Here is a 19156-nt window from a genome sequence, read left to right on the forward strand (position 1 = left end):
ATGGGGGAGCCCTATCACCTACCCCATTCCTCGAACGCGGCAAGCGTGTGCAGCGCGCTCCGAATGGTGGGCGTCGCGACCTCGGCGGAATTGAGGAAAACGATCTGGTCTTCTTTCGCCGCTCGCATGAAACGGCTCCAGCCCGGCGCAATGGCGTCGAGACGGGCGCGAATGCCGCCCTCGCTATGATCGGCGCTCATATAGCTGTTCATGATGACCAGAAGATCGGGGTCGAGAAGGGCGAACTCCTCGGAGCTTAACGGCACCGCGAAGCCGCGGCTCTTCGCCGGCTCGTTGGTGACGCGATTGGCCCAGTCATACGGCTCGTAGCCGAGATCGCGGATCGCCTGGATCGCCCCTGAGACGTCGCGTACGGCGCTGATCTGGTCAAAGACTATAATGGCGAGATAGGTTTTTCCACGTGGATCCTCGGGCAGGCTTGCGCGGACTTCCTCGACACGCTCCAGATAGGACGCACGCTTGACATCAAACACCGCGGTGCGGCCGAACGCTTTCGCCAGTTGCTCCTCGATGGAAAAGCCCGACTCGCTTCCCGCCATCGTCGTCTGAAGATAGACGGGGGCGATTGCCGAGAGAATTTCCGATTGTGCCAACTGCCGCCCCATGCCGACGATCAGATCGGGTTTCAGGGCGCGCAGCTTCTCCAGATCGATATCGCCGACCGGTCCGATGCCGCCGATTTGCAGCGACGGATCGTCGCCGAACACGCTTTTGATGAAATCGACATCGTAGATGCTGGCGCCATCGTCGGCACGGCCATAGACGCCGATCACATCGAATCCCAGTTCGATCAAGGGCAAGGCGATGAGTGCCTCGTGCATGGCGATGATGCGCTGCGGCTTTTCAGGTATCTGCACCGTCCGCCCGGCGTCGTCGATGACCTCACGGGTCTGAGCGAATGCCGCAGTGGTGGCCAGCAGCATGACGGCCATGGTTGTGACGAGCTTTCTCATATCCGTTTCCTTTTACTGACCGCGCATGCGGCGCATGGCGCGCAGTCGCAGCGTGACGATGAACATCGGCACGCCGAGCATGACGATGGCGAGGCCGGTCGGCAGCGGGATGTCTCCGGCGAATCCGCGCGTCATCATGTCGGCGCAGACGACCAGCAGTGCGCCAACGGCTACCGACAGCATCAGCCGGGCCCGTCCCGATGTCGGGCTGATGAAATTGGCGAGATGCGGCGCCATCACGCCGAGGAAGGCGAGCGGGCCGACGGCGGAGACGGCCGCTGAGGTCAGCAGAACGGCGGTGACGAGGATGATCGGCTTGGAGAAAGGCAGGTTCTCACCCAGGGACATCGCCACCTGGTCGCCCATGTCGTAGCTGCGCAGCGAACGGCCGAGTAACAGGATGGCCGGGACGCCGAGCGCGAACCACGGCGTGAAGGTGGCTAGGCTGTCCCACGACGAGCGGAACAGCGACCCGGCCATCCACTCGGCCAGCGCCAGCGACACTTCCGGCGGGGTGTAGAGAACGAGGATTGATGTCATCGACGACAGTGATGTCTCGACCGCGATGCCCATCAACAGGATCGCCATGCCGCCGGCATTGCCGCGCCCGACAAGAAAGATCAGCAGCGCGCCGACCGCAAGCCCGCCACCGAGCGCAGCCAACGGCAGAACACCTTGCGGTGTCGCCGGAAACAGGACGAAGATCACCATCAGCGCCGTCATCGAGCCCTGGCTGAGGCCGAGCAGGCCAGGATCGGCCAGCGGGTTCTGCGACAGCGATTGCAGCATCGCGCCGGTCAACGCGATCGAGCCGCCGACCATCACGCCCATCAGGATCCGCGGCAGGCGCACGTCCCAGATCGCGAAGGACAGGTCGCCGCTATCCGGCCCCCGCCACAGCGAGGCTGCGGCATCGCCGAGCGTAATCGGCGTGGTGCCGGTCGTCAGCGAGACGATCGCAGCAGCGAGAATGGCAGTGAGAAGGCCGCCAAGCGCCGCCAGATCACCGACGCGGACCTTCAGCCCGCTTTCGAAGAGCACGACACGGCGGCCGTCGAGTGCTCTGGTGACGATCATCGGCTGGCCTCCCGCACGCCGGGCGACAGGTAGTAGCGCTTAACGATGATGGCGAAGGTGAGCCCGCCGAACAGGTCCATCATGATGCCGGTGTGCAGGACGTGCGGTGCGAAGACCGTCCGTGCCGTCAGGTCGGCAAGCAGGCAGATCGCGGCGCCGAGCAGGGCGTTCGCAGGCAGGGCATGGGTGAAGGAGGCACCGACGAGCGGGCGCACGATATGTGGTGTCACCAGCCCGACGAATCCGATAGGACCGCAGATGGCGACAGCGGAACTGACAGAGACCACCACGACGCAGACCGATATCCAGGTGACGCGCGAAACGTCCACGCCAGCGGAAGCCGCTTTTTCGCGGCCGAGCGTCACCAGCGTCAGCGGCCGGGCAAACATCATCAGGACGCCGAGCCCGAGCACGCCGAGCCACCAGAAATCGATCAGCCGCTCCACATAGACGTGGTTGATATTGCCCGATGCCCAGCTCAGAAAATCACTGCGGCGCGAAGGGCTTGCCAGCATGATCGCATTGGCGACGCTGCTGTAGAGCATCGACAGCACGGCACCGGACAGGATGAGGGCCAGCCCGCGCGGATCCTTCGACATGCCGGTCATGCGAGTAACGAACAGACAACTGATGAAGCCGAAGAAACCGCCCGCGATGGCGGCGACGCCCTGCCATTCGGGCGGCAGGTTGAAGATGAAAGCCCCGACGATGACGAACAGCATCGCGCCAGAATTGATGCCCAGAATGCCCGGAGACGCCAGTGGGTTGCGGGTTAGCCCCTGAAGCACAGCGCCGCCGCAGGCCATCATCGCGCCGAGGAAGACTGCGATGAGCGCACGCGGTAACCGCTGGTAGGCGACGACAAAGTGATCGTAATCGTCGGCATCGAACGCAACGAGCGCCGTGACAACGCTGATGAGGTCGATTTTCGACGGACCAAAGGAAAGGTTCGCAAGCAGCGCCGCGACCACGATGAACAGCGTGCCCGCGATTGCGGGATAGCGGAGCCGCGTCATGAGACGGCTGTGTCCACGCTTTGCGGCAGGCAGACCAGCCGCTCGCCGCGCCGGAAAATGTCGGCATCGAAATCGAAGACGCGGCGGACATTGCTGGAGGTTATGGACTCGGACGTGGTGCCATGCGCGATTATCCTGCCCTCGCACATCATTACCACCTCGTCGGAGAATGCTGCCGTCAGGTTGAGGTCGTGCAGCACCGCAACGATGGTCTTGCCGCGCTGCGTCAGCGACCGGATCAGCGTGAGGATCGAATACTGATAGCGCACGTCCAGATGATTGACCGGCTCGTCGAGCAGGATCACGTCCGAATCCTGCGCGAGGATCATCGCTATCCATGCACGCTGGCGCTGTCCGCCGGATAAAGCGTTTACCGGCTTCGACGCCATGTCCTCCAGCCCGACAGTGGCAAGCGCGTCTGCGAATAGTGCCCGGTCTTTTTCATCGGGTCCCCCGAACAGCGAATAGCGCGCGTAGGCGCCCAGCTCGACGAGTTCGCCAAGCGTGATGTAATCGGGGCAATAATTTTCCTGCGGAAGATAGGCCACCCGCTTCGCCAGTTCCTTGCGGCCGGTGCCAAGCACAGGTTTGCCGTCCAGCGAGACCGTTCCGGACGATGTCGGAAGGAAGCCCATGATCGTCTTGATGAGCGTCGACTTCCCGCAGCCATTCGGCCCGACCAGTGCTGTGAAGCGTCTGGCGGAAAACTTGACCGAGACGCCGTTAAGCACCGGCCGGGCGGCAGGCGAATAGGATACAGTCAGATCATTGCAAGCAAGAAGGGACACGATAAATCCCGCGAATTCCGGCAGTCATGCCGTTCCATGATGGCGCACTCAAGATTCTCGACCCGAAAGCCTGTCAGGCTGAGCCTGTCATCCCGAGCAAGCTGGAGGTCGCAGCCCGAACCGAACTTCTCATCCACTCGGGCCGCAACGTAGCGTCGGGCGGCCTAGAAGTTGACGCGCATACCGGCACCAAAAGTGCGCGGTTGCACGATGCTGGCGCTGATGACGCTGGCGCGACCGCCGATCGACGTTGCTGCTCTTTCGTCGAAGATGTTCTTCACATAGCCGAAGATCTTGACGTTGTCGGATGGCTGATAAGAAACGTTGACGTTGGCAACTGTATACGGATCAACGGCATAACCGATGGTGTTGGCATCATCGGAGAAATAACCGTCGACGTGACGGATGTTGCCGCCGAGGTTCCACTGCTCGCTGATATCCCAGTCGAAACCGAAGCCGATCATGTATCCCGGCGATTTGGCAAACTCGTTGCCCTCGAAGTCGGCAGTCGAATCGGTAAACCTCGTAATTTTAGTGTGCAGCAAGCCGAGCGAACCGTTGAGACGTAGATTGCTTAAAACGCTCCAGCTTGCCCCCAGTTCGACGCCGTAGGAATGGGCGCGATCCGCATTGAGCGTTGCGCTCGTCTCCAGGTCGATCTCCGGAATATACGTGCGTGAATAGCGATGTGCATCACGGAAGTCACTGTAGAAGAGGTTTCCGGTAAGAACCAAGTCGCCGTCGAGCAGGCTGGCACGACCGAACAGTTCATAGTTCCAGACCGTTTCCTTGCGGAACGGGACGAACATTTCGCGCGTGGTGTCGAGTGACACGCCGCCGGGGTTATAGCCGCGGTTGACGAGGGCGCCCACGGTCACATCCGGTGTGATGTCGTAGGCGATCGATACTTTCGGCAAGATATCGTCGAACGTCCCCTCGAATGCGACAGGCGTCCCTGCGTAGTTCCCGGTACGGGTCATAGAATCGCGCTGATAGCGCAGCCCTCCCGTAACAGACCACCTGTCAGTCAGCCGGTAGGTCATCTCGGAATAGATGCCGAGGCTCTCTTTGCTGTCGCGGAAGTCAATGCCGCCGAGGAAGTGCAACGCCTCGTCCGCCTCGACGATGCGATAGAACAGGCCGGCGACACCGGTCAAACGACCATCCATTGCCTCGAAAGTGGCGCGGGTTTCGTTCGAAAAATCAGTTTGATCGATCTCCGCAGCACCATTGCCGGAAGGATTGTAGAGACGGCGGATATCGGTCGCCGTATACTGCGTCTGATTGAACAGCTTGACGCCGTTCTCCATCTCGTAGCTGAGGTCGAGAATGCCTGTGTCTGACCTATTGTCCCAACTGGGAATGGCAGTCGAATCGCTCTCGAAACCGCGGAACGGGTAAGCAATAGACTCCGACTGAGGTCCCGTCGACTCGGCATGATTGTAGGTGAGCTTCGCTTCGAAGCCCGGCAGCGCCGACGGCGTCCACAACAGCTTCGCCCTGCCGTTCTTCACCGAGAAATTGGGGTCTGCATCGCCCGGGTCGAAGGCAGGATTGACGAAGTCGATAATGCTGTCGCGCCCATAGAAGTCGAGCGCGATACGACCTGCAAGTTCATCTTGGATCAGCGGCCCCGAGGCCATTAGCGACAAGCGTCGTCCCTTGTTGCTGCTGACACTGCCCTGAACGGACGCCTCCGGTGTCCAGGTGGGATCGTTTGTGTTGATGATTATCGCACCTGCGATGCTGTTTGCGCCTTGTGACGTCGTTTGCGGCCCGCGGAACACCTCCATCGAACTGACGTCCCACACCGAGGTGTCGCCGAAATAGAGTTCGTTGAAGCTGATATAGTGACCATCGACATTGATCGTCGCGCGCGGAACCGTACCGCCGTAGAACGCCGTTGCACCCGTATTTGGCCCTTCGATAGCCTGCCCACGAATCGTCCCAGCTCCGACCGTGTTCGGCACGAACACATTCGGCACATCGTTCAACACGTCCTTGGCGGTGTTCTCCTGTACATTCTTCTCAAGTTCCTCCTCTGTGACCACAGTGACCGAGGAAGCGGTCTCGAAAATGCTGCGTATGATGTTCTCGCCGGTGACCGTGATTGTTTCAAGCACCGTCGCGTTCCGCTGGTCCTGCGCGGATGTGGACAAGGTTGAAGCGACGAGAATCGTCAACGCGCTGGCGCTGCGCAGAAGGCCATTTGAAGAGGTAGTCGACATGAAGCCCCCAAAAAGTCGGCTGGAGAAGCTGGCTGGGGAGGGACCTTGGCTTGCAGAACTCATTGTTCTTCCACATTGCAAAATGGATTCTAAAAGTCAACTTTTAGCCGCCATCCCAGATGGCGACCTGACAAATGTACCCGCTGTGCAACAGTTTTGATGGCTGGCGGCGCGTGCTATGGCGATGGAATGATGGGAAGCAGGGAAGAGTCGGTTGCCGTTTGAGATGATGATGCCCTCGGGCCGATCGGCCCGTTCTCTGCTTGGAGAGCAGGCAGCGAGGGATTGGCACCCTTGATCAGCCAACCGCCGATCACCGCTGACACACCGCAACCTTCGGAACGTTCGGGCGTGATCCGGTCCGTGGCTATTGCCGGCCGGTTTCTCAAGGTGCTTGCCAGCGCGAAAGGGCCGATGACGCTGGGCGAGGTTTCCAGAGAAACCGGCATGAGCGCATCGACCGCGCATCGCTATCTTCGGAGCCTGATCGCCGAGGGGTTTGCCACGCAGGATCCGGAAAGCGGCCGCTACGACCTCGGTTCTGCCGCGCTCAGCGTCGGCATCGGTGCGCTGCGCCGGATCGAGCCGGTGGAGGTCGCGGCCGGATATATGAAGAAGCTCTCGGGGTCGCTCGCGGCAAGCGCCGGGGTTGCAATCTGGACAGAGCGTGGGCCAACGCTCGTGCGCTGGTATCGCAGCGCGTACTTCTCGATCAGCACGGTGATGCTGGGCGATGTCCTTCCAGTGGACAATACCGCCTGTGGACTGGTTTTTCAGGCCTTCATGCCGCCTGGAAAGGTGGATGCCGCGCGCCGCCAGCAACCCGTGAACTTCCGCGGCGAACCGCCAGACACCGCGGCGCTCGATGTCATCCGCCAGGCGGGTGCAGCCGAACTCAGCGAGCATCTGTTTTCGTCCCTGACCGGCAAAGCGGCTGCGGTTTTCGACGCCCAGGGAGAGATCGCCTGTGTGGTCACAACGGTGTCCCTCATCGATGCGGCGCGTTCCGAAGACCACTTCGCGCTACTGCTTGAAGCCGCCAAAGCGGCTTCAAGGGAGTGCGGCGGTGCAGTGTAAGCTGGTCACACTTCCCGGCTGATGCCGAGATGCGCACCGAGGGATGAGCCCTCGTATTCCTTGCGGAACAATCCCATTTCACTCAGGCGCGGCATCAGTTCGTCAAAGAATAGCCGCATCGAGCCCCATGAGCCGCCCGGAAGCGCAATGAAACCGTCGAGCGCGCCTGCCTCATGCCATGTGACGATCTCGCGGATGACGTCGTCGACTGTTCCGACCGACACCCAGTGCGCCGAACCGACCACTTCCGGCCGCGTCAGCAGTTCTTCCACGGTCGGCTCGTTCTCGCCGATGAAACGGTGCAGCAGGTCCGCATGGGTCCGGCTGCGCACCTTCATCTGCGGATCGGGCAGCATGGACGCCGTTACACGATCCGTGTCATCCAGTTCGCTGACATCGAGCCCGATGATCGACTTGACGGATTCGACGCGCTTGTCGCGACCGAGATGGGCGTGGCCCAGTCGATGCAGCTCGCGCGCTTCTTCCCGCGTCTTCGCCAGGAAAAAATACAGCCCCGGCAGCACGCGAATATCGTCAGGCGAGCGGCCTTTTGCCTCGGCACGACGACGCAGATCGGCGCGCAGTTCGATGCCTGCCGCAAGGTCAGGAATCGCGCCGAAGATCGCGTCGGCGACGGACGCCGCGAAATCGCGACCCGCATCCGACGCCCCCGCCTGAAACAGAGGGATTCGCCCTGCCGGGTGCGCCGGAATGCTGAGCGGCCCACGCACAGCGAATAACTCGCCCTTGTGGTTGATGGGTGTGGATTCGCCGTCGAACTGGTTGCTGTTCCACAGATCGCGCACGACGTCGGTGAACTCCGCTGCGCGCCGGTAGCGCACTTCGGGTGTGGGCATCGGCTCATCGCCGAAATTCTGTGCGCCATCCATCGAGGTGACGATGTTCCAGCCCGCACGACCATTGCTCATCCAGTTGAGCGACTGAAGCTGGCGCGCAACCTGGTAGGGCGGATTGAAGGTGGTCGACGCGGTGGTGACGAGGCCGATCCTTTCTGTCTGCTGTGAAAGCGCGGCGAGCATCAACAGGGGGTCGAGCCCGACAGCCGCGTTTTCCGGCCTGTCGGCTGCCGGACGAGGCCTGGCACCGTCGGCTCGATCCTTGCCGCCCGAGGGCGCACCGCCGGTAAAGTCCGGCTTGAACACGAAGTCGAGCTTGGCGTTCTCCGCCATCTTCGCCAGTTCGACATTGAAGCCGATGCTTCCCTTCTTCGAGGCTTCCGCGTCCGCCTCATCAAGCGGGCGGATGCCCTTGCGCCATGTGGCCGTCAGGCTGAGGCCGATGGTCAGATGCCGCGATCCCATACTTGCACCTTTTTATTCTGATGGCCGTGCCCGGCACTCTGGTGTCTGCCCATACGGCACAGCATGAACACTAGACCGGAGCTGGAGCGAGGAGACGGAGGCGCACTCAGTCCTCGACGTGGTCGTGGCCACCGATGCGACCGGGCCGCCAGTAGCCTTCAGAAGAAATCCTGTCGCGAGTGAACCCGCGTCCGATCAGATGGTGGCGTTGGGCCCGCACATTGCTGGTCTCGCCGATAAGGTAGGCATAACCGTCGCCTTCGGGAAACTCGAATCCGGCGATGCGGTCGAGCATGATCGAACTCGGGCCAGCATGGACCCCGTTGCGGTGGATCCATTCGATCTTCGCGTCGGCCTGCGTCGTCAATTCCTGTTCGTCCTCGGCGCCAGACACCTCGATGAAGGCGAAGGCGCGCGTGCCTGCCGGCATGTCTTCGATGATATGCAGGATCGCCGGAATGCAGGTTTCGTCGCCGCAAAGCACATGCCAGTCGGCGGACGGGTTGAACACCGTACGGCCGCGTGGGCCGCGTGCGACGATCTCGTCGCCGGCCTTTGCGTTGCACGCCCAGGTCGGAGCGGGTGTCGTGCCATGAAGGACGAAATCGACGGCCAGCCGCTTCGCAGCCTTGTCGAATGACCGGATCGTGTAGTCACGGCGTCCGGTCTCTCCATCCGCCAGCGGCACCTGCATCACCAACGCCTGCCCGGGCTTGTAGTCGAACGTGTCGAGATTGTCGGCGGTGAGCACCACACGGCGCATGCGCGGCGCGACGTCGAGCGACTCGACGACGGTGAACTTCCATTCCGGAAGATTGGGGCGGCGCGGGGGAGTTGAAGCGAAAGTAGTCATGAGAGATGCCCTATGGACGTGTCACCGACAGACTGGTGTTCCGCTTGTCGATCACCGTCCTGCGAGGACAAGACCGCCTGGAAGCGAGAACGAGGAACATGAATGCGCGCCTACCATCTCGCGAGAGACGCGCCGGCTGATGTTTAGCACTTATGCGGTTTTGATCAAGATAAGTTGACAATTGCCATCATGTTTTATCGTCGCACTGTGCGGTACGTTCAAATGACGTGTGTGGGGCCGAAATTGCTGATCAAGCGAGCGAGAAGCCGCCGCGTATCGGCAACCGGGGCAGCCAGCATCCCAAAGCCGCACCCATCCCTTGCAAACCCGTCCATTGGAGGCCGTCAGGAGAATCGCCGGCGCGCATGACGAACGCGTTCACCAGGCCGTAGACGATCCAGAAGGCGAGTGCGCTGACCGCCGACAGAATGCCGAGCAGGATCGCGCGCCTATCCTCGATTTCGCGGCGCTGATCGCTGCAGTGTTTACCACCCCCACGTCAAACGTGTTCAAGGCAAGCGGAAGCTCGAGCGCGAGCCAGGGTGCTGAACGACCCCGCATGTTGGCGACGGTTGCGAGAAATACCGGCATGGTGCCGATGATGAGTGGCGGGAGCGCGGCTCCTGCCAGTTTGACGGCAAAGGCGGCACTCACGAAATTGCCGACATAGCCGACACCTCCGAGTAGAAAGCCGATCGTCATGCGGGAGCACGAAATGCCGGTCGGCCGAAAGCGCGGGTGCAGCATCAGCAACGCGCAGGCCACCCCGAAGATGCCATAATGTGCGATCGTCAATCCCGCGTCTTGCGCTCACCTTTGGCGCTCACGCATTCGGTCAAATGTCGATGTCGACCCAGATGGCAGCGTGGTCGGAGCCCGCGTCCTGCTTGCGTTTCAGTTCCTCATAGACCTCCCACCGGACGGGTCGTGAGCCGGGCCACATGCCCCGCCGGAAGAGACCACCCTTCTCGATCCGTTCGAAGAGCGCGGGAGACAGAAGGAGATAGTCGATCTTGTTCGACGCATTGCACAAGCCATAGGTGCCGGGCCAGCCACCATCATCGAAGGCCGGATGCGCGAAGGCATCCTTGAGGTCGCTGTCGGTCAGAAGCGGCATCAGCGGGGCACTCTCCGGCGTGTCGTTGAGGTCGCCTATCACGGCAATGTTCTCCTGGCCGTCGGCGATCAGTTCCTCATAGATCGACTTGATCCGCTCGGCCTGTGTCCGTCTCTTGGCATTGTTGGCGGTGACGCTGCCATAGCCCTTGCTCTTCAGATGATTCACCAGCACGACGAGCGGATTGCCAGTCGGCGTCGTGATGAAGAAGACGGGGCAATCCCGGGAAAAGAGCGGATTCCCCTTCTCGTCCTGGTCGTCCACATGACTGCGCATCATCCCGATGGGATAGCCGTCGCGTGTGACAAGCCCGACGTCAATGCTGCGCTCGTCATTGCCGTCGATCACCATGACGTGGCGGAACGGTGTACCACCCATGGCGCCTATGATTTCCTTGTTGAAAGCAGCGAGGACCGGACGGCTTTCCGCCTCCACCACGCCCAGGACATCGGCTTTCACGTCGATCATGACCCGCGCGGTGTTGTGCATGGCATGCTCGTTATCGGCTCATCGCGCAGTTCCAGAGAGCCGACCCAGTCCGCCCTCCCCTCGGCGATGATCTCGATGCCGCCGGCTTTGGGCCTCTTCACCAGGCCGCCGCGGTTGCGGCGCAGAATGACGAACGGTCCGGTGTCGGACTTTTCAAGGCCAAGGTCGAGCATGAGTTCGGCCATTTTGCGTTTGCGTGCGGCCGGATAGGTGCTCTCGCCCAGGAGCGCGTTAAGCGCCGCGAAAGCCTCCAAGATTGGCTTGCCCTCCTCCCATGTGTCGAGGTTCATCGCCTTGGCGCGGTCGAACAGATTCTCAACATTGTAGGCCGCAAGCCGCATGATCCTGCCCTCTGGCGCCGCGTACGACGTGAGCTGTTGTGCTGTGCCGCAGGTATATCTCACTGTATCTGGCGATGTTTGACAGTTCGGTGACCGAGGTCCGCTTCTTCCACTTCGCAACTGTCTTCTGATTGATGCCGTAGCGCTTTGCCAGCACTCTCAGGCTCTCTTGAACTATGCTGTGTCGCTCGACGGACCGCCGCTGTCGTTGTGGCGCTCCCATGGTGAACCTGGCCCATAGCGCATCCTTCCATCGGTTGGAAACAATGCACCATCAAAACCCGGGATCAAACACTTCCGCGACCCTCGCCAAAATCGCGGGCGACCTCGTCCTGCAGCCACCGCAGGAATACGCTGACCTTGGGCTGTTCAGTGCTCGATGGCGCGCAGACGAAATACCAGGAAGACCGTGTCGGCATCTCGGGACCGAATGGGCAGATCAGCAGGCCGGCCCTTAGGTCGTCGACCACGAGGGATTGTCGCGCAAGGGCCACCCCTTGGCCAGCCACGGCGGCTTGAAGCGCCATGGCCGTGTCGTTGTAGGCCGGCCCCTTTTCGGCGTCGACACCCGCCACTTGCGCGTGCTTCAGCCAATTGCGCCAATTGGGTCCGTCCTCCTCGCGCGATACCAGAAGGTCGTGAAGGAGCACATGGCGGCTAAGATCAGCCGGCTCGCGCAGGACGTGTGAGCCCTTCAGGAGGCGCGGCGAACAGACCGGAAAAGCGCGGTCGTCCATCAACGGCACGACATGCAGGCGGGGATAGGCACCCTGTCCGTCACGAATGGCGAGGTCAAACTCTTCCGACTCAATGTCGACGAGGCGATGGCTCGTCGAGATCATCGGGTCGATGTCCGGGTGAGCTTCACGGAAGCGCGTGAGACGCGGGATTAGCCATTTGGTGGCAAAGGACTGCACCGTGCTTATCTTCAACTGGCCGGACTCCTCGGCAGGCCGAAGCCGGCTTGTTTCGGCCGCCATCATGTCGAAGGCATCGCACAGGGGGGGCAGATAACCGCGGCCGGCCTGCGTCAGCTCGAGCCTGCGATTGTAGCGTTGGAACAACCGCACCCCCAGCATCTCCTCCAGAGCCTTGATCTGGTGGCTGACGGCAGCCTGAGTCACGAACAGTTCTTCGGCCGCCTTGGTGAAGGACAAGTGGCGCGCCGCGGCCTCGAAGGCCCGCAGGGCGTTGAGTGGCGGAAGACGTCTGGCCATTCATTCTCTCGCATAAAATCACCTCATCCGAATTCTGAGAAATCGTCGTTTGTGATGCAAGTCTCAATTGGTCTAGCACTGTTGCAGAAGAACAGCTTGGCGCACCGGCAGAGTGAAGTTGCGCCAAAGGAGGCTGAAGATGACATATGTTTCGTCGAGAGTGCGGGAGACGGTGGCCCCAGGGATTGACCGCAAATCCAGGCTCACATTAGCTGCGCTCACATCATTTCTGACTTTTCCGAGACTGTTTCGCCAGTGGCGGCAACGCGTGTCGGACCGGCGACATCTTTCGGAACTGGATGACCATATCCTCGCCGACTTCGGCCTAACGCGACAGGAGGTTATCGATGAGGCGGCAAAACCGTTTTGGCGGCCGCTCGATCCAGGCTCCGGGAGGTCATGACCATTCACTGCTGGTGAATGGTCATTCACCCGAGACATGTCCCGACGCTCCAGCCGAGCACCGCAGCAGGTATGCCGACGTCGCGGCGGCCGCATCAAGCCTTCGCCCGAACCGTCCCGCCGCGCTCGTACCAGCCCTTGCTGCGGTTCACGATCCACACCACCGAAAGCATGACCGGCACTTCCACGAGCACGCCCACCACCGTGGCAAGGGCCGCCCCGGAGTTCAACCCGAACAGCACGATGGCCGCGGCGACGGCAAGCTCGAAGAAATTCGATGCCCCGATCAGCGCGGAGGGGCCGGCGACACAATGCTGTTCGCCGGACAGGCGGTTGAGCAGATAGGCAAGGCCCGAGTTGAAATAGACCTGGATCAGGATCGGCACCGCCAGAAGCGCGATCACCAGCGGCTGGGAGATGATCTGCTCGCCCTGGAAGCCGAAGAGCAAGACCAGCGTGGCAAGCAGCGCCATCAGTGAGAGCGGCTGCAGTTTCGCGAGAAACTCGTCCAGCCCGGCCTGACCGCCGGTCGCCAGCAGCCTTCTGCGCAGCACCTGTGCCACGACGACCGGCAGCAGGATATAAAGGACCACGGACAGAAGAAGCGTCTCCCACGGCACGGTGATCGCAGAAAGGCCGAGCAGGAGACCGACGATGGGCGCGAAGGCGACGATCATGATGGCATCGTTGAGCGCCACCTGGGAGAGCGTGAAGTTCGGCTCGCCGCGCGTCAGGTTCGACCAGACGAAGACCATCGCCGTGCAGGGAGCGGCGGCCAGGATGATCAGGCCGGCAATATAGGACTCGATCTGGTCCGCCGGCAGGAGCGGCCGGAAGAGCCAGCCGATGAACAGCCATCCGAGCAAAGCCATGGAAAAGGGCTTCACCGCCCAGTTGACGAACAGCGTGACGCTGATGCCGCGCCAGTAGTTGCCGATCCGGGCGAGCGAGGCGAAGTCGACCTTGAGCAGCATCGGCACGATCATCAGCCAGATCAGCACAGCGACCGGGAGGTTCACCTGGGCGACCTCGGCAGCGGCGATGATGCCGAAGACGCCGGGCAGCAAATGGCCAAGGGCGATGCCGGCAACGATGCACAGCGCCACCCAGATGGTCAGGTACTTCTCGAAAAAGCTGATGCCTGCCGGAGCAACCTCTCCGGTCTCGATCACGTGATCGGTCATAATGATCCTTGTCTTTGTTTCAGCCGGCTTTCGGCATGTCGCGGCCGATCTCGTCCAGCCGATTTTGCAGGCTGAGCCTGTCGAGGCTGGCCACCGGCAGATTGACGAAAATCGAGATCCGCTGCCGCATCATGCGCATCGTATCGGCAAAGGCAAAGCGCTGCTCCGCCTCGGTACCCGTTGCAGCGGATGGATCGGGAACGCCCCAATGGGCCGTCATCGGCTGGCCGGGCCAGACCGGGCAGGTTTCGTTGGCGGCGTCGTCGCAGACGGTGAAGACGAAATCGAGCTTCGGCGCGCCTGGCTTCGCAAACTCGTCCCAGGATTTCGAGCGCAGCCCGGCGGTCTGATAGCCCCGCTGGCGCAGCAGATCGAGCGCGTAGGGATGCACCTTGCCGCGGGGCTGGCTGCCGGCGCTGAAGGCCTTGAAGCGGCCTTCACCATGCCGGTTCAAGAGGCATTCGGCGATGATCGACCGGGCTGAATTGTGCGTGCACAGAAACAGGACGTTGTAAACTCTATCATTCACGGAACCACCTCCTAGCATTCGCATGTCACCGCCTCGATTGCCGGGCGACAAAGCTCCGGCGCGCCATTGCAGCAGTCTTCCATCAGGTAAGCGAGAAGGTCGCGGAAGCCGGTCATGTCGGCGAAGTACCGGATGACCCTGCCCTCGCGCTCAGCCCGCACCAGCCCCGCATGGGTGAGGATCTTCAGGTGCGTCGACATCGTGTTCTGCACAACGTCCAGCCGCGCGGCAATCTCGCCCGCGGGAATTCCCTCCGTCCCTGTCCTGACCAGGAGTCGAAAGATTTCGAGCCGGGTTTCCTGGCCGAGCGCCGACAAGGCGGCGAGAGCAAATCTCTTTTCCATATATCTGTGGTTCCCGATTCATGATGTGCATAGCACGAGAGGCCGGATGTGTAAACTCCGATGCGAGGGCGTGCGGATGTAGGGGGAGCAAATCGGCACACTACACAGAACTGATATGGGCCCGCGACGGCCCGGCCTCGGTTTCCAGCCGATTGGCGGTCATCCGCCAGATCGACGAGGCGACCGGGGTTTGTTACGAGTGCCAGTGGAGCGTGCGAGCGGTCCGGCGCGGGCGGCGCTGCGACGGAAGCATACAAGTGACGGCCGCTGCCCGATGGTGCGGCGGCCGCTTGTCCGTCTATGGGACGGCGCTGTATTCCTTGGACTTGAACGACCGATGAACGACCGAACTCGGCGCATCGGCGACCTTGCGCCTGTGCAAGATACGGTACGTCCAATCGGAGCGATCCGCGTCCTTCTTAGCCCAGAAGGGCATTGTCATCACGCTTGATCGCGATGATCGAAGAGCGTGGCAGCTTGCCCTCACCGTCCGGAAAGGGTGCATCCGGGTGCTGGATGCCGACGAACAAAGTGCGGCGGTCGGCCGACCAGCAGAGCCCCGTCACCTCGCTACCGTAAGGGCCAGTGAGGAAGCGCTGGATCTCGCCGGTCACGGGATCGCCAACGAGCATCTGGTTATTGCCCTGGCCGGCAAAGTCACCCTCGTTGCTGTCGTCGCCATCCGTCTGGATCCAGAGCAGACCGGTCGTATCCATCACCATGCCGTCGGGCGAGTTGAACATGTTGCCGGTGTTGATGTTCGGGCTTCCTGCATAGGGGCCCTCGCTGTGGACGGAGGGATTGCCGGCCATGACGTAGAGGTCCCATTCGAAGATCGACGAGGCGTGGTTGTTGCCACCCGGCCGCCAGCGGACGATCTGGCCGTATTCGTTGGTCTCGCGCGGGTTCACCGCGTTGACCGTCATGGCGTCTCCGCCCGCATTGGTGCGGATCGAGCCGTCGTCGCTCTTCGCGCCGCGGCGGCTGTTGTTGGTGAGGCAGCAATAGGCCTCGGTCGCCATCGGGTTCACGGCCACCCACTCGGGGCGGTCCATCGTCGTGGCGCCCACATTCGATGCCGCCGTGCGGGTGAAGATCGAGATCTCGGCCGCAGACATGCCGGTCGCTTCAGGCGTGAGCGCGAGCCAGGAGCCGGTCTGGTCCTCATTAAACTTGGCGACGTAGAGCGTGCCCTCGTCGAGCAGGGTCGAGGTGTCGCCGCCCGGCACATAGACGTCGCGCGACACCCACTTGTAGAGGAACTCGCCTCGCTCGTCGTCGCCCATATAAACGACCACACGGCCATCGGGCGCCAGGGTGCAGGCGGCGTTCTCGTGCTTGAAGCGGCCGAGCGCGGTGCGCTTCACCGGTGTCGAGGACGGATCCGCAGGGTCGATCTCCACGATCCAGCCGGCGCGGTGCGGCTCGTTCGGATTCTTGCTGACATCGAAGCGCTCGTCGAACCTCTCGTAGGCGTATTGCCCTTCATCGCTGATGCCATAGCGCTTGTAGCCCGCGGCGACCTTCTCGTCCGTCGGCATCTCGCCGGTGGCGCCGAAATAGCCGTTGAAGTTCTCCTCGCACGTCAGATAGGTGCCCCATGGCGTCTTGCCGGCGCCGCAATTGTTGAACGTGCCCAGGCTCTCGGTCCCGCTTGGGTCGGCCTCGGTCTTCATCAGATCGTGCCCGGCGGCGGGGCCGGAAATGCGCATCGGCGTGTTGTGGGTGATGCGGCGGTTGAAGGGGCTGTCCTTGACGACTTCCCAGCCATTCTCCCCCTCGCGCACTTCCATTACGGCCACGCCCTGAAGGTTCTGGAGCTTGCGCACCTCATCGGCGCTGGTGGGCACGCCGTCTTCGGTCTGCGGCAGGTTGATCTTGCTGTTGACGTATTCATGGTTGACGGCGATCACCTGGCGGTTGCCGTCGACCACGAACAGTTCCATGCCGTCGGTGTTCTCGCCGAACACCTTGTCGGCCATCTCGACGCTGCCGCCGGTCTCGTTGTTGAAATCGCCTTCGGCCTCGGCGAAGAGAGGGTCGCCCCAGCTCACAAGCCTGCTCCAGGAATAGCCCTCGGGCACATGCACGGTGTGGTCCGTGAAAGTGGGGATCGGCTTGAAGGCAAAACGGCTGGTCTGTTGAGCCAGCGCGGAGGTGGAGTCCAGCAGGCCCATTCCCATCACGGCCGCACCGGACCCGAAGGCAAGCACGCCGCCCAGGAAACCCACGGCGAGAAATCGCGCGTTCGACAACGCGGTCGAACTCCTGTTCCTTGGAGCGCGGGAATTTCAGCTCGTCCCACTCATCGGCGGACAAGGTGGCGGGGTCGATCTCTGTCATCGCTTTCTCCTGGCTATATTGCTGGGTTTCGTCTGGCATGCGCCAAACCATTGCCCCCATGTAGCCGGGCCGTTTAACGGTTTGGTGACATAATGCGATCAAGCGCGCCATGCCTACGCCATCGATCGTCGATAACGGCTCCCAACAAGGTTGACCGGCCTTGATCTCCGGCGGGAAGCGCATGCCAGGCATCGGGAGGAGCAGATATCCACCATGCTTCAACCTCAGGCAAGCCCGATCAGCACGCCGCCGGTCGCGGCGACGATGACCACGATCCATGGCGGAGCCTTCCATGCCATCAGAAGCACAAAGCAGGTCAGTGCCAGCGCAAACTCATATGGCCCGAGAATCGCGCCGGTCCAGACGGGCTGATAGAGCGCCGCCCCAAGGATACCGACGACGGCCGCGTTTGCGCCGCGCATGAGCGCCTGCGCGGTCGGGCGCGAACGGAAGGCATCCCAGTACGGGATGACACCGATCAGCAGCAGGAAGCCAGGGAGGAAGATGGCGACAAGGGCGATCGCCGCGCCCACAAGCCCGTTGGGTTCCGGGCCGAGCACCGTGCCGAGGTAGGCCGCGAAGGTGAAGAGCGGGCCCGGTACGGCCTGCGCGGCACCATAACCTGCAAGGAACTGATCCGCAGAGACCCAACCCGTTCGAACAGTCTCCGTCTCGAGCAGCGGCAAGACGACATGCCCTCCACCGAATACGAGTGATCCGGCTCTGTAGAAGGAATCGAAGACGGCCATCCCCTGCGCATCCGTGGCGGCGACGAGCGCGGGTAGTCCGAAAAGCAGGGCGAAGAACAGAACGAGCGCAATCGTCCCCACCGCATGCGAGACCGGGAAGGTCATGTGCCCGGAAATCGCCTCGGCTTTGGACCGGCACAGCCATAGCCCCGCCAAACCGCCGGCCACGATCGCGGTGATCTGACCGATCGAGCCCGAGACGACGACGATGATGAGCACGGCGGCGAGCGCGATGCTGGCGCGCGCCCGATCCGGGCACAGGGTTCTGGCCATGCCCCAGACAGCCTGGGCGACTATGGCGACGGCGACCACCTTCAGGCCATGGATGATGCCGGAGCCGACCGGCCCGCCAAAGGCAGCCGCACCTAGCGCGAAAAGCACCAGCAGGATGGCCGAGGGCAGCGTGAAGGCTGTCCATGCGGCCGCGGCGCCCAACGGGCCGCCGCGCAGAAGCCCGAGCGCAAAACCGACCTGGCTGGATGCCGGGCCGGGCAGAAACTGGCACAGGGCGACGAGATCGGCGTATCCCTTCTCATCGATCCAACGCCGACGAACGACCAGTTCGTCGCGGAAGTAACCGAGATGCGCGATCGGGCCCCCGAAGGAGGTCAGCCCCAGCTTCAGGAAGGCGGCAAAGACCTCGCCGGGACTACCCCTCTGATTCTTCGTGCGTGCAGGTGCCTCCACCCTCGTCTCATCCATTGGTCATTGCCTCGCCCGTGAACTCCCGAACCCGCGCCTTCGCCAATTCAAGGCCCTCGCGTCCCAGATCAGTGATGCGGTAGAGCTTGCGTACTGAACGGCCGCGCCGCTCTTCGCGGCAGGTGAGATAGCCGTCGCGCTGCATCTTGTGCAGCATGGGATAGAGGGTGCCCGGCGACAGCCGGTAGCCGTGGCTGGCCAGTTCCTCGATCATCCATTGGCCGTAGATTTCGTGTTCGGCCGCATGGTGGAGGACATGCAGCCTCACCAGTCCCGACAGCAGGTCACGGTGTTCCATCGCGTCTTGCATTCTATAAACGAAAATCGATAACGAATTCCGCTAGCCAATCTTCCGGTCGAATGCAATGTCGGAGGAAGAGATGTCGGAAGACACGGTCAATGTG

17 protein-coding genes and 2 pseudogenes are annotated in these 19156 nt (G+C 62.0%); 2 read left to right on the forward strand and 17 right to left on the reverse strand.

Annotated elements, in window-relative coordinates:
• Positions 1–14 precede the first annotated feature (14 nt).
• From PVE73_RS18225 to PVE73_RS18245, 5 genes are all read right to left on the reverse strand, one after another.
• Positions 15–974: an ABC transporter substrate-binding protein gene (locus tag PVE73_RS18225; RefSeq protein WP_277363601.1), complete on the reverse strand. Its 960-nt coding sequence runs from the start codon at positions 972–974 to the stop codon at positions 15–17.
• Between the two features lie 12 nt (positions 975–986).
• Positions 987–2051 carry an iron ABC transporter permease gene (locus PVE73_RS18230; RefSeq protein ID WP_277363602.1) on the reverse strand — a complete coding sequence of 355 codons (1065 nt, stop codon included), beginning with the start codon at positions 2049–2051 and terminating at the stop codon, positions 987–989.
• Positions 2048–3067, reverse strand: a complete 1020-nt coding sequence (locus PVE73_RS18235) for an iron ABC transporter permease (RefSeq protein WP_277363603.1) — start codon at positions 3065–3067, stop codon at positions 2048–2050. Before PVE73_RS18235 ends, PVE73_RS18230 begins: the two co-directional genes overlap by 4 nt.
• Positions 3064–3855 (reverse strand): ABC transporter ATP-binding protein, encoded by a 792-nt coding sequence (locus tag PVE73_RS18240; RefSeq protein ID WP_277363604.1) that lies wholly within the window; start codon positions 3853–3855, stop codon positions 3064–3066. The genes PVE73_RS18235 and PVE73_RS18240 overlap by 4 nt, the downstream gene beginning before the upstream one ends.
• Before the next feature lie 164 nt (positions 3856–4019).
• Positions 4020–6083, reverse strand: coding sequence for a TonB-dependent receptor (locus tag PVE73_RS18245; RefSeq protein WP_277363605.1), 2064 nt, complete (start codon positions 6081–6083; stop codon positions 4020–4022).
• Positions 6084–6380: 297 nt separating this feature from the next.
• Between PVE73_RS18245 and PVE73_RS18250 the strand changes: the two genes are divergently transcribed.
• Entirely contained in the window at positions 6381–7160 is a 780-nt protein-coding gene (locus PVE73_RS18250) for an IclR family transcriptional regulator (RefSeq protein WP_277367501.1), read from the forward strand.
• Between the two features lie 5 nt (positions 7161–7165).
• On the opposite strand, the gene PVE73_RS18255 is transcribed toward PVE73_RS18250, so the two are convergent.
• The 6 genes and pseudogenes from PVE73_RS18255 to PVE73_RS18280 form a co-directional block, all read right to left on the reverse strand.
• A complete protein-coding gene (locus PVE73_RS18255) occupies positions 7166–8482 on the reverse strand; it encodes an NtaA/DmoA family FMN-dependent monooxygenase (RefSeq protein WP_277363606.1) in 1317 nt (438 codons plus the stop codon).
• A 106-nt stretch (positions 8483–8588) separates the two neighbouring features.
• The gene (locus PVE73_RS18260; RefSeq protein ID WP_277363607.1) at positions 8589–9335 is read right to left on the reverse strand and encodes a siderophore-interacting protein; all 747 of its coding nucleotides are present in this window, start codon (positions 9333–9335) and stop codon (positions 8589–8591) included.
• An 835-nt stretch (positions 9336–10170) separates the two neighbouring features.
• Positions 10171–10941, reverse strand: a complete 771-nt coding sequence (locus tag PVE73_RS18265) for an endonuclease/exonuclease/phosphatase family protein (protein WP_277363608.1) — start codon at positions 10939–10941, stop codon at positions 10171–10173.
• Positions 10917–11282 (reverse strand): hypothetical protein, encoded by a 366-nt coding sequence (locus PVE73_RS18270; RefSeq protein ID WP_277363609.1) that lies wholly within the window; start codon positions 11280–11282, stop codon positions 10917–10919. The genes PVE73_RS18265 and PVE73_RS18270 overlap by 25 nt, the downstream gene beginning before the upstream one ends.
• An 85-nt stretch (positions 11283–11367) precedes the next feature.
• A pseudogene (locus PVE73_RS18275) lies at positions 11368–11521 on the reverse strand (IS481 family transposase); the annotation flags it as partial.
• A 48-nt stretch (positions 11522–11569) separates the two neighbouring features.
• Positions 11570–12499: a transcriptional regulator GcvA gene (locus tag PVE73_RS18280; RefSeq protein WP_277363610.1), complete on the reverse strand. Its 930-nt coding sequence runs from the start codon at positions 12497–12499 to the stop codon at positions 11570–11572.
• A 139-nt stretch (positions 12500–12638) separates the two neighbouring features.
• On the opposite strand from PVE73_RS18280, the gene PVE73_RS18285 reads away from it, so the two are divergent.
• Positions 12639–12902, forward strand: a complete 264-nt coding sequence (locus PVE73_RS18285; RefSeq protein ID WP_277363611.1) for a DUF1127 domain-containing protein — start codon at positions 12639–12641, stop codon at positions 12900–12902.
• A gap of 94 nt (positions 12903–12996) precedes the next feature.
• Here the strand turns inward: PVE73_RS18285 and arsB are convergent, their stop codons facing one another.
• The 6 genes and pseudogenes from arsB to PVE73_RS18315 form a co-directional block, all read right to left on the reverse strand.
• Entirely contained in the window at positions 12997–14040 is a 1044-nt protein-coding gene (gene arsB / locus PVE73_RS18290; RefSeq protein ID WP_277367502.1) for an ACR3 family arsenite efflux transporter, read from the reverse strand.
• Positions 14041–14104: 64 nt separating this feature from the next.
• Complete coding sequence (locus PVE73_RS18295; RefSeq protein WP_277363612.1) at positions 14105–14614, reverse strand: arsenate reductase ArsC; 510 nt, start codon at positions 14612–14614, stop codon at positions 14105–14107.
• 11 nt (positions 14615–14625) lie between these two features.
• A complete protein-coding gene (locus PVE73_RS18300) occupies positions 14626–14958 on the reverse strand; it encodes a metalloregulator ArsR/SmtB family transcription factor (RefSeq protein WP_277363613.1) in 333 nt (110 codons plus the stop codon).
• A gap of 419 nt (positions 14959–15377) precedes the next feature.
• Positions 15378–17301, reverse strand: a pseudogene (locus PVE73_RS18305) (PhoX family phosphatase).
• Positions 17302–17525: 224 nt separating this feature from the next.
• Positions 17526–18752: a chromate efflux transporter gene (gene chrA, locus PVE73_RS18310; RefSeq protein WP_277363614.1), complete on the reverse strand. Its 1227-nt coding sequence runs from the start codon at positions 18750–18752 to the stop codon at positions 17526–17528.
• On the reverse strand, positions 18745–19050 hold the full coding sequence (locus PVE73_RS18315; RefSeq protein WP_277363615.1) for a PadR family transcriptional regulator: 306 nt from the start codon (positions 19048–19050) through the stop codon (positions 18745–18747). The genes chrA and PVE73_RS18315 overlap by 8 nt, the downstream gene beginning before the upstream one ends.
• Positions 19051–19156 lie beyond the last annotated feature (106 nt).

This window comes from Chelativorans sp. AA-79 (genome assembly GCF_029457495.1).
Taxonomy (GTDB): domain Bacteria; phylum Pseudomonadota; class Alphaproteobacteria; order Rhizobiales; family Rhizobiaceae; genus Chelativorans.

Excerpts from the sequence above, each read along its gene's own strand:
- PVE73_RS18225 (WP_277363601.1), bottom strand. The coding sequence starts at position 974 with ATGAGAAAGCTCGTCACAACCATGGCCGTCATGCTGCTGGCCACCACT.
- PVE73_RS18230 (WP_277363602.1), bottom strand. The coding sequence starts at position 2,051 with ATGATCGTCACCAGAGCACTCGACGGCCGCCGTGTCGTGCTCTTCGAA.
- PVE73_RS18235 (WP_277363603.1), bottom strand. The coding sequence starts at position 3,067 with ATGACGCGGCTCCGCTATCCCGCAATCGCGGGCACGCTGTTCATCGTG.
- PVE73_RS18245 (WP_277363605.1), bottom strand. The coding sequence starts at position 6,083 with ATGTCGACTACCTCTTCAAATGGCCTTCTGCGCAGCGCCAGCGCGTTG.
- PVE73_RS18255 (WP_277363606.1), bottom strand. The coding sequence starts at position 8,482 with ATGGGATCGCGGCATCTGACCATCGGCCTCAGCCTGACGGCCACATGG.
- PVE73_RS18260 (WP_277363607.1), bottom strand. The coding sequence starts at position 9,335 with ATGACTACTTTCGCTTCAACTCCCCCGCGCCGCCCCAATCTTCCGGAA.
- PVE73_RS18265 (WP_277363608.1), bottom strand. The coding sequence starts at position 10,941 with ATGCACAACACCGCGCGGGTCATGATCGACGTGAAAGCCGATGTCCTG.
- PVE73_RS18270 (WP_277363609.1), bottom strand. The coding sequence starts at position 11,282 with ATGCGGCTTGCGGCCTACAATGTTGAGAATCTGTTCGACCGCGCCAAG.
- PVE73_RS18280 (WP_277363610.1), bottom strand. The coding sequence starts at position 12,499 with ATGGCCAGACGTCTTCCGCCACTCAACGCCCTGCGGGCCTTCGAGGCC.
- PVE73_RS18285 (WP_277363611.1), top strand. The coding sequence starts at position 12,639 with ATGACATATGTTTCGTCGAGAGTGCGGGAGACGGTGGCCCCAGGGATT.
- PVE73_RS18300 (WP_277363613.1), bottom strand. The coding sequence starts at position 14,958 with ATGGAAAAGAGATTTGCTCTCGCCGCCTTGTCGGCGCTCGGCCAGGAA.
- chrA (WP_277363614.1), bottom strand. The coding sequence starts at position 18,752 with ATGGATGAGACGAGGGTGGAGGCACCTGCACGCACGAAGAATCAGAGG.
- PVE73_RS18315 (WP_277363615.1), bottom strand. The coding sequence starts at position 19,050 with ATGGAACACCGTGACCTGCTGTCGGGACTGGTGAGGCTGCATGTCCTC.